Raw genomic sequence first — 17853 nt, forward strand, 5'->3', positions numbered from 1 at the left:
CCGCCCACCTCCCTGTCCGACAAGGCCGCGGCCGCTTCCGAGCGCCATCGCGGCACGCGCCGTCATCTGCGGCTTCTCGAAGAGCTGACGCTGTTTCTCGGACGCACGCCCGATTCCCAGGAAGCGCTCGAGGGTGTGGTACGCATGCTCGCCAGCGCCTTCGATTGCGAAGTCTGCTCGCTCTACAGCTTCGATCCAGGGACCGAAATCCTCAGCCTTGCAGCAACGCACGGCCTGCCCTCACGCAGCATCGGCCGCGTGACCATGAGCAAGAACGAAGGCCTGGTCGGTCTCGTGGTCGAGCAGCAGTCGCCGGTCGTCGTCGTGGATGCGCTGACGCATCCGCGCTTCAAGTTCTTCCCGGAAACGGGAGAAGAGAAGTACCACTCCTTCCTCGGCGTGCCGGTGGGCGAAGGCCTCGGCACGATCGGCGTGCTCGTCCTGCAGAGCCGGCGCCGCCGCCGCTTCACCAACGAAGAGATCATGCTGGCGCGCTCGGTCGCGGGTCAGGCGCGCGCGCTGATGGTGAACGCGCACCTGTCCGAGCGCCTGCAGCACCAGGAAGAGGAGCGCGAGCGTTACCGGCGCGAGATGCAGAAGGCGATCCAGCGCCTGGAGGCGTTCGAGATCGGCAAGCGTCGCATCGACCGCCATCTCGACAGCGGCGGCGTGCTGCATCTGTCGGGCCTGGGTGCGTCGCCGGGATTCGGCATCGGACGCGCACACCGACTGGAGAAGCCCGTCGAGATCGAACGCATCGAGCTCAAGCCCGGACGCGGATACGAAAGCGAGCGCAGCCGCTTCGAAGCCGCGCTGGCCGAGGCCATCAAGGAAGTGGACGAGGCGCGCGAGCGCATGGGCGAGCTGGTGCCGGAGGTTGGCGGCGCCATGTTCGAAGCGCTGCGGATGATGATCGAGGACCGCTCCTTCACCAGCCGCATTCACGAGGAGATGGAGAAGGGCCTCTGCGCCGAAAGCGCGGTGCGCGTGGTGGTGCTCGACTACGTGCAGCGCTTCAGCACGATGAGCGACGACTACCTGCGCGAGCGCGTCTCCGACGTTCGCGAAACCGGGCAGCGCATCCTGCACCACCTGCTCGGCGTGGACGCACCGGTCCCCGAGGTGCGCGAGCACGCGGTGCTGGTGGCCTCCGAGCTCACCATCACCGATCTGGCGGCGATCGATCATTCCAAGCTCGAAGGCATCGTCACCTCGGCCGGCGGCGTCACCTCGCACGCCGCCATTCTCGCGAAGTCGCTCGGCATCCCGACCGTGGTCGGCGCGGCCGGCGTCTACGAGGCCGCGCGCGAGGGTTACGAAGTCATCGTCGACGGCAACTCGGGCACGGTCTACGTGCGCCCGGGCGCCGACGTCATCGCCGAATACCGCCGTCTGGACACCGAGTATCGCGAATTCCAGCGAGGGCTCGCCCATCTTCGCGACCTGCCGGCCGAGACCCTCGACGGTCACCGCGTAAGCCTGCTCGCCAACGTCGGATTGATCAGCGAGCTCGATCTGGTCGAGCGCTTCGGCGCCGAGGGCATCGGCCTTTATCGCACCGAGTTTCCGTTCCTTTCGTACCGCGATTTTCCGACGGAGGAGGAGCAGCTGCGGCTCTACAAGCGCGTGATGACGCGCATGCGCGGCCGCCCTGTCACCATTCGCACGCTCGATCTCGGGGCGGACAAGTATCCGCTGTTCGCGCAGCAGACGCGCGAGGGCAACCCCTTTCTCGGCCTGCGCTCGATTCGCGTTTCGCTCGAATCGGAAGACACGTTCCTCGATCAGCTTCGCGCCATCCTTCGGGCCGCCAGCGAGTTTCCCGTTCGCATCCTGTTCCCGATGATCACGAGCGTCGAGGAGCTGCGGCGCGTGCGCGAGCTCTACGCGGAGTGCCTCTCCGACCTGTCGCAGAACGGTTTTGTGCCCGCGCCAGGCATCGAGCTGGGAGCGATGATTGAGGTGCCGGCGGCCGTCTTGCGCGCGCCCGAGATCCTGCGCGAGGTCGACTTCGTCTCCATCGGCACCAACGACCTGATCCAGTACACGCTGGCGGTGGACCGCGACAATCTGAAGGTCGCCTCGATGTACGAGCCGCTGCATCCGGCCGTGCTGCAGTCGATCCGCATCGTGGTAGACGCCGCGCGCGAGGCGGGCCGCCGCGTCGGCATGTGCGGCGAGATGGCGGGCAACCCGCTGTGCACGCTGCTGCTGGTGGGAATGGGGCTGGACGAGCTGAGCATGGGGTCGCTCTACATTCCGGTGGTCAAGCAGATCATCCGCAGCGCGCGCTACGATGACGCGCAGCGCATCGCCCAGGACGTCCTGCGCTGCGACACGGTCGAGGAAGTCAAAGGCTACGTCTTTTCCGCCCTGCGGGAGCGCGGGCTCATCGAGCTGGTCGAGACGTTCACCTGATCCCCTGCCCGAGTGAAGCCCGGATCGATCGCCCGTCGGCGCCTCGGGCGCGGCCGGTTCGAATCGACTCCGGGCCGGAAGAGAAGCTGCGCTGACGGAATACGCGCAGGCGGGGCAGCGTTAGGTCGGCGTGCCGCCGGTGTGCGCCTGAAGCCATTCGATGACCGCATCGACCGCACGCGGGTCGAGCAGCATGTTCTTGCCGCCTCCTGACTTCTCCACCGGCGCGAGCAGCGTCGGTTCGGCGGCGGGAATCGTCACCAGCTTGGTTTCGAGCTTCTTGTCCTTGAAGTTGTCGCGCGCATCGGCCGGAAAGCGGCCGCGCTGGTAGAGGTCGTCGGGCAGCTTGTCGGAGACGACGATCAGCGTGGGCGCATCCACCTGCACGATGTCGGTCTCTCCGACCATGTTCGAGAACAGGATGACGCCTGCCGGCGGCTTCACCTGCGCATAGCGCGAGTAGATTCCCACGATCGTGTCGGTGCCCCAGGCGTGGCCGAACAGGAAGACCTTGTCCGGATCCACCTTGGCGTGCTCGACCGCGTGCGTGTACGCCTCCAGCGCATTGGAGCGGACGGTGGCATAGCGGCCCGGGCTGCTGCGACCGGTGCCGGGAGAGTCGAAGCGAAAGACGGCGAAGCCCGCGGCGACCAGCCGCTTGGCGAGCTGCGCGTAGATGCCGGTGTCGAGGTCGGCGCCGTAGCCCGGGGGCAGGCCGTGTCGGTCCAGCGCCTCCGATGCCGGGATCAGCACCACCAGCGGCGCGGGCGTTCGCGCGGGAAATTCCCACTGCGCTGCCACGGTGGCATCGACGCTCTTGAACGTCGTCTCGACGACCTCACCGCGAGCGGTTGGGTCGGCGATGGTGACGGCTTGGGCGGTACGCGCAGGATGGAGCGAAGCTGCCGCGGCCAGGGCGAGAACCATGACGACGCGTCTTCCGGCGAGGAGATGACGGCCGGCGCCGGCCTTGTTCGTGGTGACCAAGCGAGCGCCGCTCAGAGGGGTTTCTTGGCGAAGTACCAGTCGGTGACTTCGAACTGCGGATCCCTGGCGCGATCCTCGGCGCCCTTGGCCGTCAGCGGCGGCGGCTGGATGACCTTGTCGCCAGGCCTCCATCCCTCGGGCGTCGCCACGCCGTGCTGCGTGGAGGTCTGCAGCGAGTTCACCAGGCGAAAGATCTCGTCGACGCTGCGGCCGTTGGTGAGAGGGTAGTAGACCATCGCCCGCAGGTTCTGGTCGGGATCGATCACGAAGACGCAGCGGACGGTCGCCGTGGAGGACGCGCCGGGATGAACCATGCCGTAAAGCTGCGCCACCTTCATGTCGAGGTCGGCGATCATGGGATAGCGGATCTCGATGCCGAATTTGTCCTTGATGTTCCGAGTCCAGGCGATGTGCGCGTAGATGCTGTCGATGGACAGGCCGATGAGCTGGACGCCGAGCTTCTCGAAATCGTCCTGCCGCCGCGCGAACTCCATGAGCTCGGTGGTGCACACGGGCGTGAAGTCGGCGGGGTGGGAGAACAGCACCACCCATTTCCCCTTGTAGTCGGAGAGCTTGATCGGACCGTGCGTGGAGACCGCTTCGAACTGCGGTGCCGGCTCCAGGAGCCGCGGCAGCGAAGGTTTGGGAGCGGCTTGGGCTTCGGTCATGGGAGCAACCTCCGAACGTTCTTGCGCAGCCGAAGGCGCGCCGAGGGTGAGTTTCCGCGGAGGGGCAGGGTTGTCAAACAGGAGGCACGAGCATGCGAAAGACCGGTTCCTCCTGCCGTTCGAGCTCATGGCGCGCCCCTCGAGCTGGCGCTCGTCGTGTCATTCCACCTCCCGCGTCAACCGACATGGGCATCGAACGCAGCGCCGGACGCCGAACACTGACGTTCCAGAACACCGCCCGCTACGAATCCGCCAGCGCCTTCTCGAGCTTTCCGGCCTCGGTCTTGGCCCGTTGCTGCCCGCCGTGCGAGCGGCAGTAGGCGATCACGATCGGTGTCAGCGTACCGCGGGAACGGACGACGGCGAAGGCCTCAGGCGATCTGCAGCACCGGCTTCGGAAGCCGTTTTCGAGCGCCGGAATCTGCACGACCTGGCAACGGAAGCAGCTGCCTTCTCTGACTACAGTTCCAACCATTCTTCGCCACGATGCATGCGAAGGGTAGCGCGGCGGGTGGATGGTGCCAGGGATGCTTGTGCGGCGTCCTGTGCGATGCACACGCTCTTGGTTGGACGAATGACGGATCGATAGCGCATATCGACGCAGTCGCAGCCGGCATCACCGGTATCGGACGCGGACTTGTCACAGGCAGATTCGAGCCGTTGTCGTTCCATGAGACCGGATCCCGGCCAGCCACGTTCCGCTCTGGTCTGGCGTCCGGGAGCGAAACCGGCTGCCCGCAGGCGCAACCATGCGGCCGCCGGGACTGCCGGCCACCCCTAGCGCGGTGGCGAGACGCGGAAGCCGCGACCCGGTGCCAGAACGGATCGGGTGCGAGAGCGCGAATTTGCGCTGGCGGTGCGTTTTTTTCGTCGTTCCAGTCGCGACTATGGGGTGCGCCCTGTGATAGGGGTCTGTCGCGTGAAAAGGGCTGCTTCTTCGAATGCCCGGCGTCATCCCGCCTCGCCCGTCGGGCACGGCGGGATCCCCGCCGTTTTGCTCGCCCGCTGGCAGACGTTCCTCGATGAGCTGGCGGAGTTGCTGCAGGTGCCCTCCGTTTTGATTCGCGCCGCCGAAGCGAGCGAAATCGTCGTCCTGGTATCCAGCCTGTCCGCGGGAAATCCCTATCGGGCTGGCGCAAGCTGGCGGCGTGGGCGCGACATCTACTGCGAGGCGGCCGTGCAGACCTCCGATGCGGTCCACATCGCGGACGCCCGCGAGCACCCGCAATGGAAGAACAGCCCCGATGCGCGTGCAGGTCTCATCGCCTATCTCGGCGTGAACGTCCGGTGGCCCGACGGAGCCGTCCTCGGCACGATCTGCGTGCTCGACAGCAAGCCCAACGTATTCGGCGAAACCGAGCGCCGGTTGCTGCTGCGGTTTCGCGACCTCTGCCAGCTCGATCTCGAGTCGCTCCAATCCGAGGGCAACGCCGATACACGATCGGGCCAATCCTGGTGTGAGTCCGGTACCTCCCTGCAGCCGCTGGCCGCACTCAGCCATCAGTCCATGGCCGCACGCGAGGCGCTGGAGCGCTCGCGGCTGCACTATGAACAGCTCGTATCCTCGATCGATGGCATCGTCTGGGAAGCCGACGCCAGCACGTTCCAATTCACCTTCGTCAGCCAGCAGGCCGAGCGTCTGCTCGGTTATCCGCTGTCGCGCTGGCTCGATGAGCCGAACTTCTGGCGCGAGCACGTCCATCCAGCCGATCGCGAATGGGTCACCGATCTGTGCACAGGAGCTACGCGGGAATCGCGCTCGCACGATTTCGAGTATCGCATGATTGCAGCTGACGGCGGCGTCGTCTGGCTGCGCGACATCGTCAAGGTGGTCTCCGAGCATGGTCAGCCTTCCCGGCTGCGCGGCATCATGATCGACATCACCGAACGCAAGCACGCCGAGGAAGAGCGGCGACGTTCCGAGGAGCGCTACCGGACGCTGATCGAGAACGTCAACGACGTCGTCTTCGCGACCGACCGCTCGGGCAGGTTCACCTACGTCAGCCCCGTCATCGAGCGCATCAGCGGCTATCGGGTGGAGGATCTGCTCGGCAAACCGTTGATCGAGATCGTCTACGCCGAAGACGCGGCTTATCTGGAGGAGGCGGCGCGGCGTACCATGGCAGGCCAGGCCGAGCCTCGTGAATTCCGGATTCAGGAGAAGGACGGACGAATCCGCTGGGTGCGCAGCTCGAGCAGGCCGCGCTACGAGAATGGCGAGCTGGTGGGAATGATCGGGATCGTCACCGACATCAACGATCGTAAGCGGGCCGAGGAAGCGGTCCAGGAGAGCGAGGCCCGGTACAGACAGCTCGTGGAGTTGTCACCCTATGGCATCGTCGTGCATGCGCGAGGCAAAGTGATGTTTGCCAACAATGCGGCCGCTCGGCTGATGGGCGCCGCAGACGCATCCGACCTGGTGGGACGGTCGATCATGGAAGTCGTCCGGCCCGAGCGCCGCCAGCAACTCGCCGAAAGGATCCGGACCATGCTCGAGACCGGGACCCCGGCAGAGGCCCGTGAAGATCAGCTCCTGCGCTTGGACGGCGTTCCCATCGACGTGGAGACTACGGGCATGCCCATGATCTTCGGCGGCGAGCCGGCCGTCCAGGTGGTCATCCATGACATCACCGAGCGAAAGCGGACCGAGGACGCACTGCGAGCGAGCGAGGAGCGCTACCGCTATCTCGTCGAGAACGTCAACGATGTCGTCTATACCATGGATACGCTCGGCAACTTCACTTACGTCAGTCCAGCCATCAGTTCGGTTTCTTCGTACTCTGCCGACGAGGTGAAGAGCCTGGGCGTTGCACACTTCGTCCATCCTGACGATTTGCCGGCACTGGAACAGCATCGCGGCCGCAACTTGTTGGGCGAGGCTGGACAGATCGATTTCCGGGTCTTCGACAAGGCCGGCGATCTGCGCTGGATTCGCGCGTCCACCAGCCCACGCGTGGAAAACGGCCAGGTCGTCGGATTGAACGGCATCTTCAGCGACATCACCGAGCGCAAGCTTACCGAGAATGCGTTGCACGAGAGCGAGGAGCGCTATCGCCAGCTCTTCGAGAACGCGCACGAAATCATCTACTGCCACGACCTTGCCGGCAATTTCGTCTCAATCAATCCGGCGGCCGAGGTGGCGCTTGGATACACCCAGACCGAAGTCGAAAGCATGAGTCTCGGTCAGATCATCGCGCCAAACAGCCGCGGCTATGTTGCCGACCTGATCGACCGCGTACTCAGCAAACGCGCGATCCCCGCCGCCGTCGAGGTGGAGGTCATCACCAAGCAAGGTGACAGCGTCCTGCTGGAAGCGAGCCCGCGCGTGGTCGAGCGCGACGGCGTTCCCATCGCGGTCCAGGGGATCGCGCGCGATGTCACCGAACGCAAGAGGGCCCAGAAGGAAATCCAGCGGCTCAATGAGCAACTCGAGGAGCGTGTTCGCGAGCGCACTGCCGAGTTGCGAGCCGCCAACAAGGAACTGGAGGCATTCAGTTATTCGGTATCGCACGATTTGCGCGCGCCTTTACGCGTGATCGAAGGCTTCAGCCACGTGCTGCTCGAGGAGTACGGCCCTCTCGTCGATCAACAGGGGCAGTACTACATGAGCCGGATCCAGGCGACGAGTACGCGAATGGGGCATCTCATCCGCGACCTGCTCGCGCTGGCCCGCGTCACGCGCAGCAGGATGGCCTGGACGACGGTGGACTTGAGTGCGATCGGCCACGCAATTGCCGGCGAGCTCGCGAACTCGGACGCGCAGCGCGATGTCCAGTTCATCATCGAAAACGGTGTGTGCGTGGAAGGTGATGCCTCGCTTCTGCGGGTGGTGCTGGAAAACCTGTTTGAGAATGCGTGGAAATACACGAGCAGGCACGAACGCGCACGCATAGAGTTCGGCACACGCGACGCGGACGGCGAAACGATCTATTTCGTTCGCGACGACGGCGCCGGCTTCGACATGGAGCACGCGAGCAAGCTCTTCGGAGCCTTCGAGCGACTGCATCCGGTAAGCGAATTCGAGGGGACCGGGATCGGACTTGCCACGGTTCAGCGCATCGTGGAGCGACACGGCGGACATGTTTGGGCGGAGGCCGAACCCGAGAAAGGCGCGACGTTCTATTTCACATTGCTGCCCACCAGATCGGCGAGCGCGCGATCGAAACGGTTGGAACCCGGTAGCTGAGCCGCGTCGCCGCTGCGCGGCCTTCGCAACGGTTCGCTGCCGTTCGAGCACACGGCCGGCGCGAGGATAGGGCATACGCACGCGGCCGACCGCCGTTCCGGTCTTACGGGCGGATGTTGCCGCGGCGCGGACTGACGCGGTGCGGCATGCGGACGGAACGCGTGCACCGCTTCGTATAGTGCGATTTGTCACTTGGCGCAGCCGCGCCAACTCGCTACCTTTCGGCACCATTTTTTAGGACGTCCAAAACCGAAACCCATGGTGGGAGGGTCAGGGGCATGTCTTACACTTCGTCGCGCCTCGCGATTCTTTGCTTTGGTTTGTCCGTCGCCGTCCAGGCGTTCCCCGAACGTGCGCCGGCTGCCGAAGTCGGTACCAACGACTTTCGGATCAGCGTCATGGGCACGGACGGCGACACGACGGTCAACGTCAACACACAGGCCGTCGCGTACAACGGTGATCAGACCGAATACCTGGTCGTCTGGTCGGCCGATGAGATGCTCAACGGCGAGTTCGAGATCTACGGCCAGATCGTCGCCGCCGACGGCTCCCTTCTAGGTTCCGATTTCCGGCTGAGCGACATGGGGCCGGATCTGAACGCGAGTTATGACGCCACCGTGCCGGCCGTCGCGTACAACGCGGCGACGAACGAGTACCTCGTCGTCTGGCGCGGCAACGACGGGACGAGCGAGAACGACATCTACGGCCAGCGCGTGGACGCCGATGGTGTCGAGGTCGGCACGAACGATTTCCGCATCAGCGACGTCGGCTCGCTCAGCTACGCGGCCAATGCGCCGGCCGTAACGTGTCACGATACCAACGGCGAATGCCTGGTGGTCTGGGAGGCCGACTACGAGACGGTGACGGCGAACGATGAAATCGAGATTTTCGGACAGCTTCTCGACGGCACCGGCAACGCCATCGGCACGAACGACTTCCGCATCAGCCGCATGGGCCCCGACAACAACGCCAATTACGATGCCGATGCCCCGCGCGTGGTCTACAACAGCGCCAACGACGAATACTTCGTCGTGTGGGTGGCCGAGGATGACAGCCTGCCGCTGATCGACGGCGAGTTCGAGGTGTACGGCCAGCGTCTGACGTCGGCCGGAGCCGAGACCGGCAACGACGACTTCCGCATCAGCGACGTCGGCATCGACGGAATCGCCGCCACCAGCGCCAGTGCTCCCGCCGTCGCCTACGACCCGGACGCCGGCGAGTACCTCGTCGTGTGGTCGGCCGACGAGACGAGCGGGCAGAGCGAGATCCACGGCCAGCGCTTGACCGCATCGACGGGCGCCGAGGTGGGGACCAACGACTTCCGCATCAGCGACATGGGGCCCGATGGCAGCTCCTCCTACGGCGCCTTCACGCCGGCCGTGGCCTACAACGGCATCAACGACGAATTTTTCGTTGTCTGGCAGGGGGACGACGACACCTCGCCTCTGGTCAACAACGAGTTCGAGGTCTTCGGCCAGCGCATCGCGAGCGGCACCGGCGCCGCGGTGGGCGCCAACGACATGCGGCTGAGCGACATGGGCGTCGACGGCAACGTGGCATTCAACGTGGCTGCCGGCGTCAGCGTCGCCTTCAACGCCGCCAGCCTCGAGTATCTCGTTGCGTGGACGGGCGACGACACGACCGATGGCGAATTCGAGGCGTACGGCCAGCGCGTCTCCAACTGCGGCGATTCCACCATCGACACAGGGGAACAGTGTGACGCCGGCGCCAGCAACGGCGCCGCGGCATCGTGCTGCTCGGCAACCTGCAGCTATCGCCCGGTCGACTACATCTGTCGCGGCGCCGCCGGCGAGTGCGACGTGGCCGAAACCTGCACGGGCGCGAGCGCGAGCTGCCCGTCCGACTCCTTGCAGCCCGCGGATTCCACCTGCACCGATGACGGCAACGCCTGCACCAGCGACCGCTGCGACGGCAGCAGCACGGCGTGCCAGCACGCGGCGGGCAATGCCGGCGCCGTCTGCCGTGCAGCCGTCGACGACTGCGACGCTGCCGAGGTGTGCGACGGCTCTTCCACGTCGTGCCCGGCCGATGTGCTCGATGCCGCCGGCACGGCGTGCGCCAGCGACGGCAATCCCTGCACCGTCGACCAGTGCGACGGCGTCAACACCGCCTGCCAACATCCCGCCGGCAATGCCGGCGCGACCTGCCGCGCAGCAGCCGGCGAGTGCGACGCCGCCGAGATCTGCGACGGTGCCGACCCTGCCTGCCCCGTGGATGCGAAGGTCGCCTCCGGCACGTCCTGCAGCGACGACGGCAACGCCTGCACGGAGGATCGCTGTGACGGGAGCGGCGATGCGTGCCAGCATCCCGCCGGCAACGTCGGCGCCGTCTGTCGCGCGGCCGCCGGCGAATGCGACGTCGCCGAGACCTGCGACGGCACCGCCACGTGCCCGACCGATGGGCTGACCGATGCCGGGACGTCGTGCAGCAGCGATGGAAATCCCTGCACGATCGACCAGTGCGACGGCGCGAGCGCACTGTGCCAGCACCCTGCCGGCAACGCCGGCGCCACCTGCCGAGCGGCCGCCGACGAGTGCGATGCGGCCGAACTGTGCGACGGCGCCAGCACGACCTGTCCGGGCGATGCCAAGCAGTCGGCCGACACCGCATGCACGGACGACGGCAACGCCTGCACGCTCGACCGCTGCGACGGCTCCAGCGACGCATGCCAGCACCCCGCCGGCAATACCGGTACGGTCTGCCGCGCCGCGGCCGGAGAGTGCGATATCGCCGAGACCTGCGACGGCACCGCCACGTGCCCGTCCGACGCGCTCGTGCCGGCCGATTCCTCGTGCACCAGCGACGGGAACGTCTGCACGAGGGACGTCTGCGACGGCTCGAGCCCGCTGTGCCAGCATCCGGCCGGCAATGCCGGAACCGTCTGCCGGGCCGCGGCCGGCGAGTGCGACACCGCCGAGACCTGCAGCGGGGAAGCCGCCGAGTGCCCCGCCGACGCCAAGGCGCCCGCGGACACGACCTGCTCGAGCGACGGCAACGTCTGCACGCTCGATCGCTGCGACGGCTCCAGCGACACCTGCCAGCACCCGGCCGGCAACGCCGGCACGGTCTGCCGCGCTGGCTCCGGTGATCTGTGCGACCCCGACGAGCTGTGCACCGGCTCGGAGGCCGACTGCCCCGCCGACGTCGTCCAGCCCGCCGGCACCGTCTGCCGCGCCGGCTCGGGTGATCTCTGCAACAGCGACGAGACCTGCAGCGGAACGGCGGGGGCCGCGTGTCCGGCCGATGCGTTCGAGCCATCCACGACGGTTTGCCGCTCGGCTGCGCATGACTGTGACTCCGCCGAGCTATGTCCCGGCACGCCGGCGGGGTGCCCGTCGGATGCAGATCTGCCCGATGGAACGAGCTGCGACGACGGCGACGATTGCACGATCGACGAAGTCTGCAGCGGCGGCGTCTGCGGCGATGCCACGCGCATCTGCATCGATGAGTTCGTTGCCTATCGCGTCAACTCCTCCGATGCCGCCGACACGCTCCCCAAAGGATGGAACGTCACGTTGAACGATGAGCACGTTGCCGACGGCGACGGAGACGATCCGGAAAACCACGCCGCCAAGAAGACGATGGGCCTGCTCACTCCGGCGGGCAGCGATGGAACTGGCATGGCGGTCGAGCCCGCGCTGCATTACCTGCGCTACCAGGTCGGCCCTGCCGGTGACGGCGCCAGCGCGATGCTCGCGAACGGCGCGTTCCCGCCTACGGTGGCGCACATCCCCCGACGCTGGGAGCTCACCAACCAGTTCGGCACGATCGTCGTCGACTCGCGCAAGGTGACGGCGATGCTGGTGCCCGCCGCTACCGGCGACACCGGCCCGCTCGTCGCCCCCAGCGGCAAGAACCACTTCCTGTGCTACCAGGTGCGTACGGCCAAGGGAGTCGCCAGCGATCAGACTCCCGAACTTGCTCCCGGCGTCACCAAGTTCCGCACCGATCTGCAGGGATACTTCCGCGACACGTTCGACGACTGCGCCACCGACGCCGACGGCGGCATCGGCTTCGAGGGTACCAGCGTGGAAGGGCACTGCCTCTATGATCTCAAAATCCCCGTGGAGCTGTGCAGCCCGGCGGCGATGAGCGAGGTCGAGCCGCCGCGGGAGAGTGCGGCGACGATCGAAGAGTCGAACCCGGTCACGCCGTTCGCGCTGCTCTGCTACAAGTCCGGCCTCGCGCGCGTCTGGAAGAGCGAGGAGGTGGCGGCGCTTGCCGGCGGAACGGCCGGCGCGCGCATTGAACCGAACCAGTCGCCGCACCAGGTGCACTCGCTGACGACGGGCAATCCAGTCGAGGTGGCTCCTGCCAGCGGCTTCATCTCGCCGTCGGCGCTCGACACGGTGCCCTCGCGCACGATCTGCGTATCGACGGCGGTGACGGACGTTCAGATGCTGCCTTGAACGTGCCATCGGGGAGCCGGCCGTGCCGCGCTTGCGCGACTAATTCGCGTCGTTCGCGGTTTCTGCCGCTTCGGAGGTTTCCAGTGCTGCCTCCTCGGCTTCCAGTGCTTCGAGATCGTCGGGGAAGATGCCGAAGTGCGCAGCCACGTCCGGCGCATAACGCAGGAGATCGACGCGAAGCTTGAGCAGGCTCATGTCCTTGGCCTTGCTCTCGAGCATGACGTCGAAACTAAGGCCTTCCGCGTCTCGCATGAAGCGTGCGAATTCGAACGGATTGGTGAAGTCCGCATGATTCGTGAGGATCGGCGGCAGCTGCACCGTTTTCTTGCGCTTGGTTCTCGGGTCCCGCCGCTGCACATCGCGCAGTTCGGTCCGGGGTGACGAGTAGTGGATCTTGGGCCGCTGCGGCTCGGGCCACGTCTCCACGATTCGTCGAAGCGTGTCCACCATGCCGAGGCGCTCTGGATTCAAGCACCAGAAGTGCTGGTAATCGAAGACGAGCCGCACGCCCGTGTGCTCGTAGATCCAAAGGACATCGGCCGCACTGAACCGGATGTCGTCGTGTTCGAGCACCAGTCGGTTCTGCACGTGCTTTGGAAGACGCTTCCAGTTCTCGACCCAGCGCGCACGGCTCGCCTGGTGGTCGCCGTAGACACCGCCGACGTGCGTCACCATGACCGCTTCAGGTCCCAGCTCCATGCGATCGAGCATTTCCGCCTGAGACGAGAAGTCCCAGATGCTCTTCCTGGTCAGCGTCTCGTCCGGACTGTTGAGCAGCACGTATTGCGAGGGATGGAATGAGAGGCGGATGTCCAGCTGCCGCGCCTTGGCACCGAGCGCCTGCAACTCGGCGTCGCTCTCCGCCACCATCTTGTGAAACTGCGGCATGTCGGGATGGGTGGCATACGGCGCCAGATCCGACGACAGCCGGTACATCTTGATCTCGTGCTCGGCGAGATAGTCGAAGATCGCGTCGACGTATTCCAGCGAGACCTTGAGATGCGGATTCTTTTGCCAGCGCCGTGCGTCGTTCGACTTCAAGCCGGGCTTCCCCATCACCTTCACGGCAAAACCCAGCCGTGGTGGCACTTGCGTCATGGCTGCACCTGGCTTTCCGGTCCGAAGCCGAGTCCGACAATGAATGCGTTCCAGTCATCGGGTCGGAGAGCACCTCCAGTGGCCGCAACGTGTCCACTTCCGTAGTTCTCGTCCGCACCCGCCGGTTTGTGCTCGGCGAGGAACTCGATCAGGTCGACGTCACGTGCGCTTCTCGCAGCGAAGTGGATCCAGCCGGGTCGATACCCTGTGTTGGCGGCGAGCACGATTTCGTTCTTCAACCGTCCACGCCATTGCTGTGCGATCAGCGGATGAATCTGACACGGTGAATCGAACAGGATCAGCGCGACACCATTGCGCACCTTGGGAGCAATGCGGCGTGCGCCCGCCATAGCTGCCTTGACTTCCTCGCGAGCGGCCTGGAGCTTCGCGGTCTCAGGGTAGCGGCCGGACAGCAGATCTTTGGGGCTCTCCGCGTGCAGCAGCAGATGCAACGCGGGACTCGCATCGCCGGACGCCGATCGCCGTGGTGCGTTGATCAACGTCGTCGCTTCGCGAAGCGCAGTGATGCCGTAGCGCTTTCGTGCCAGCGAGAGCTCGGGGAAATCCGCACCTTCTGCCATGTCGCCGATGAGCCCGATGGCGGCGATCCACAACCATCGGTCGGCGTCCGCTATTTCGCTTGCACACCAGAACGCGAGCAGGCTCGACGTCGGAACGGGCGAATGACCGTATCCGCTGATCACCGCGCCATCTGCCAACGCTGTCGACGGCACATGATGGTCTATGATGATGGTCGGTGCGTCGGACTTGATTGTCCCGGGACGCACACCAAGATCGGCGACCATCAGCCCCGCCAGCGCCAGCGGCTCGAGCTCTGCTGCCATGCTCTTCGACCAAGGGTTCTCGCCGCGACCAACAATGCGCGTGATGACTTCGCGTCCGCTGCTGCGCAGGGCACGGACGAGCAGAGCCGTTGCGCTGAGACCATCCGCATCGTGATGACCCATGACGAGCACCGGTTTCTGTGCATCGAAATTTCTGAGTGCGTCGGAGAAGCGCTTCCGGACGTCAGCCGCGAGCAGGGTGGGAGGAGGAAAGTCGGGATCCATTAGGGGAAAGACCCGCGCGAGCGGCGGATTTCGATGGTCATGGGGGCTGCAGGACTCATGCCGCGTCTATCCAGATGGCGCTCGCCACCTCCGGGCAGCGAGCAACAGATGAGTTACAGTAGCCCGCCAGAGGATGAACGCCATGCCTGACGGTCGCGCACCCGCCGAATTCGCAGATTCGTCGGAAGCAGCCGCCCGCACGCGGCGTAGCGGCGGAACCTTGCACGCAGGCTCGCGAGGTGCTGCCGGGGGTAATCTTGCATGAGTGGCAGCGCCTTTTCCGTATGGCATCTACGGGGATCGCGAAGGGGTTTGCGCAAAGGGGACGCGGCGGACGCTTTTGGTTGAAGCTCACCGTCGACCTGGCGCCGACGGTGGCGCGCGCGGTTGAACGCTGGCGCCTGAGTGTGCGATGCGGCTTATCGCGCTGCACACCAGAGCAGGACGAAGTCTCCATCGGTGTACTAGGTTTCTACACACCATCATTTGCGCAGGTAGGGACGGCGCTCGGGGGACGGTCGCTCGCGTCATTTCCCCGGTTCGATACGCCGACACGTTCACTCTTGGGAGTACGGTTTTCGCCGCACTCGATCCGAGGTTCTTGACGACATCGGTGGTGTGCAACCTATACGTGGTTGCCGCAAAGGACGCCGCGGGTTGGGCGACGAGTAGTACGTTGACGGACGTCCGAGGGGCTCCGCAGCTTGAGGCCTTCGGTACTACTAATATCCAGAACAATAGTTTTGCTTTGACCGGAAGCGGATCTCTCGGAGGTGGCCAACTGACTGCCTTCGCTACGCCGTATGATTTGGTGTTCGACTGCAACCTGAACGGCGTGCTCGATTCCGCCGACTACATTGACGGGCAAGGAAATCAGACGGGTTTCTTTGTGGTAGCCGATAGCACGGCTCCCGGCCCGTCCTCCGTAACACAATACAACTATACCCTGCAGGGCGTGTCTTACGGAGTGAACTACGAGGCAGCGCGCCTATTCTATCCTTCTAATATTGGGTCAATGTCGGCACGTCCGTTGATCGTCATTGGGCATGGGAATGGTTTTAACTTCGCGTACTACAACCTGGTCGGTACCCATCTGGCGTCATGGGGCTACATCGTCTTGAGCCACGAGACGGCCGTCGATATCGGCGTAGATGCCGGAGCACAAAACGCGCTGGAACACATGATGGGACTTCTTGCCCTTCAGAATACGATTGCGAACGGCGCCCTCAGTGGAAGAATCGATGGTTCTCGTATCGCGATGACTGGGCACAGTCGCGGTGGAGAATCCGCAGCTATCGCGTACATGAAACTCGTCAACGGGTTCTTCAACCAGCCTTACTTCGATGCGACAGACATCGCGCTGGTGTCCAGCATGGCCCCCACCAATCACCACTACGCCCTACCTACGAACACGTATCCAGGCGCGACGACTCCATATAACGCCCCATTTCATCTTTGGATGGGCACCGCCGACGATGACGTCTCCAACTTTACGTTCCATGCCGAAACGCACAGCCCAGAAATATTTGGCCGCGCGTCGGGCACACGTTCCGTTACATCTATCTTCGGAGCAAGCCACGAAGCCTTCTCCGATAGGACAGCAGCACCGTCGGGCTACGCAGCGTGCAGCCTGACCACGGCCGAGCAGCGAACCATTTTCGCCGGGTACGTTCTTCCAGTCATGCGTTACTACCTTGATACAGATCTAGCGGCACGTGAGTTTCTGTGGCGACCGTGGGAAATCTTACGACCCGCCGCGGCGCCGGTCCGGCCGACCGATCGTTGCGGACGAGTGTATTCGACGCTTGTTCCTATTGGTGCAAGCGTGCAAACGATAGACGATTTCAACACGAATCCGAGCCTAACTGTTACGAGCACTGGCTGGACCGTTACGGCCAATGTCGCCGGCTTGCTCGAAGCTCCGCTGAAAGATGAGATCGGCGGTTGTGACTGGGCCCTCGATGCCAGTGCCACTCGGCAGCGCTGCGAATGCTCGCTGCCGACGACCGGAACCTGTACGAACGAGAGCGTTTGTGAATACCTGTTCCCCGTCATTTTCAATACCCTTTTGCCGGACGATGGCTGCCGATACAGTGCTGCTGTAGGGACTGTCGCATGTAGAGGGCCGTTCGACACCACCGCGTACTTCGACTGCGCGAGCAATCCTTGTGGCCCATATGGCACGTGCAACTGTACGAACGTCCAGCCAGGCGATCCAATGAATGGCTCCACGTATGCAGGCAATGGCGACTTTGAAGCCGGTGCAGTTTTCTAATGGGCTACGCAAACTACTTCGACATACGAATGGTCCATACCCTTGGGCTCGCGGAATATCTCTAGCTATGACTACCTGTCACTTAGAGTCGCGCAGGCGACAAATCACCCGTACAATCCGACGAACGGCGCCGATCTTGATTTCAGTGTGCAGTTGCAAGATGGAGCGGGGCATCCGAACGGAGGGTATCCACATGGATCGGCCGCTCTATCTTGAATCAGTCATAGCAGAACCTCTGAATCACGGGCATGAGTCGGGCTGCTTCGTTGCACTAATTCCGCAACCAAAAGCGACGGGGTGGGATCAAGTCAGGTTGCAGCCTTTTTGGTTGGGGACATCCATGCTGCCCGAACAGCGGACTGTTGCAGATGTAGAAGCCGATGTAGCTGGTCGGGATGATGGCACAGGTGGTCGCGCCACCTTCGAGCAGGCCGTCGCGGCAGGTGCCAACCCTTCTACAACGAAATTCGTGTTACACTCGTTCGCTTCGAAGCGAGAGCTCCTTCGCTTTTGCGCTTCTAGTATTCGGTCGTGTGCTCCGGAAGATGGCGGCGTAGCCGATGCGTTCACCATTCCAGAGACTGGAGTTCCCCCGCTTTCGCGGACAGTTTGTGACTATCGAACTGCGGCCATCGCTAGCGCCTTCCTCTCGTAGTTGACCGGCGACATGTAGTCCAGGCCTGAGTGCCGGCGGCGCGTATTGTACCAGCCCTCAATGAAC

Annotated in this window: 9 protein-coding genes; 4 read left to right on the forward strand and 5 right to left on the reverse strand. The window is 64.4% G+C overall.

The features are described from left to right. The first annotated feature begins 90 nt into the window (after positions 1 to 90). Positions 91 to 2418: a phosphoenolpyruvate--protein phosphotransferase gene (gene ptsP / locus VEC57_07310; GenBank protein HYB98932.1), complete on the forward strand. Its 2328-nt coding sequence runs from the start codon at positions 91 to 93 to the stop codon at positions 2416 to 2418. Between the two features lie 120 nt (positions 2419 to 2538). Here ptsP and VEC57_07315 read toward each other — a convergent pair whose 3' ends face one another. Beyond that, positions 2539 to 3405, reverse strand: a complete 867-nt coding sequence (locus tag VEC57_07315) for an alpha/beta fold hydrolase (protein HYB98933.1) — start codon at positions 3403 to 3405, stop codon at positions 2539 to 2541. 11 nt (positions 3406 to 3416) lie between these two features. After that, entirely contained in the window at positions 3417 to 4073 is a 657-nt protein-coding gene (locus VEC57_07320) for a peroxiredoxin (protein HYB98934.1), read from the reverse strand. 919 nt (positions 4074 to 4992) lie between these two features. On the opposite strand from VEC57_07320, the gene VEC57_07325 reads away from it, so the two are divergent. Both VEC57_07325 and VEC57_07330 read left to right on the forward strand, forming a co-directional pair. Next, positions 4993 to 8259, forward strand: a complete 3267-nt coding sequence (locus tag VEC57_07325) for a PAS domain S-box protein (protein HYB98935.1) — start codon at positions 4993 to 4995, stop codon at positions 8257 to 8259. Positions 8260 to 8579: 320 nt separating this feature from the next. Further along, positions 8580 to 12689, forward strand: a complete 4110-nt coding sequence (locus VEC57_07330; GenBank protein ID HYB98936.1) for a hypothetical protein — start codon at positions 8580 to 8582, stop codon at positions 12687 to 12689. Positions 12690 to 12728: 39 nt separating this feature from the next. Here the strand turns inward: VEC57_07330 and uvsE are convergent, their stop codons facing one another. Both uvsE and VEC57_07340 read right to left on the reverse strand, forming a co-directional pair. Further along, the gene (gene uvsE / locus VEC57_07335) at positions 12729 to 13787 is read right to left on the reverse strand and encodes a UV DNA damage repair endonuclease UvsE (GenBank protein HYB98937.1); all 1059 of its coding nucleotides are present in this window, start codon (positions 13785 to 13787) and stop codon (positions 12729 to 12731) included. Next, positions 13784 to 14857, reverse strand: a complete 1074-nt coding sequence (locus VEC57_07340; GenBank protein HYB98938.1) for a DHH family phosphoesterase — start codon at positions 14855 to 14857, stop codon at positions 13784 to 13786. Before VEC57_07340 ends, uvsE begins: the two co-directional genes overlap by 4 nt. 676 nt (positions 14858 to 15533) lie before the next feature. On the opposite strand from VEC57_07340, the gene VEC57_07345 reads away from it, so the two are divergent. Continuing rightward, positions 15534 to 17132 carry a hypothetical protein gene (locus VEC57_07345; GenBank protein ID HYB98939.1) on the forward strand — a complete coding sequence of 533 codons (1599 nt, stop codon included), beginning with the start codon at positions 15534 to 15536 and terminating at the stop codon, positions 17130 to 17132. 615 nt (positions 17133 to 17747) lie between these two features. On the opposite strand, the gene VEC57_07350 is transcribed toward VEC57_07345, so the two are convergent. Further along, positions 17748 to 17853 (reverse strand): IS3 family transposase (locus VEC57_07350; protein HYB98940.1); only part of this gene is annotated, 106 nt, incomplete at its 5' end.

The organism is Candidatus Limnocylindrales bacterium (assembly GCA_035626395.1).
In the GTDB taxonomy this organism is placed as follows: domain Bacteria; phylum Desulfobacterota; class Binatia; order UBA1149; family CAITLU01; genus DASPNH01.

What these genes read in the sequence shown, in the direction of transcription:
- VEC57_07320 (HYB98934.1), bottom strand. Translation starts at nt 4,073, where the DNA reads ATGACCGAAGCCCAAGCCGCTCCCAAACCTTCGCTGCCGCGGCTCCTG.
- VEC57_07340 (HYB98938.1), bottom strand. Translation starts at nt 14,857, where the DNA reads ATGGATCCCGACTTTCCTCCTCCCACCCTGCTCGCGGCTGACGTCCGG.
- uvsE (HYB98937.1), bottom strand. Translation starts at nt 13,787, where the DNA reads ATGACGCAAGTGCCACCACGGCTGGGTTTTGCCGTGAAGGTGATGGGG.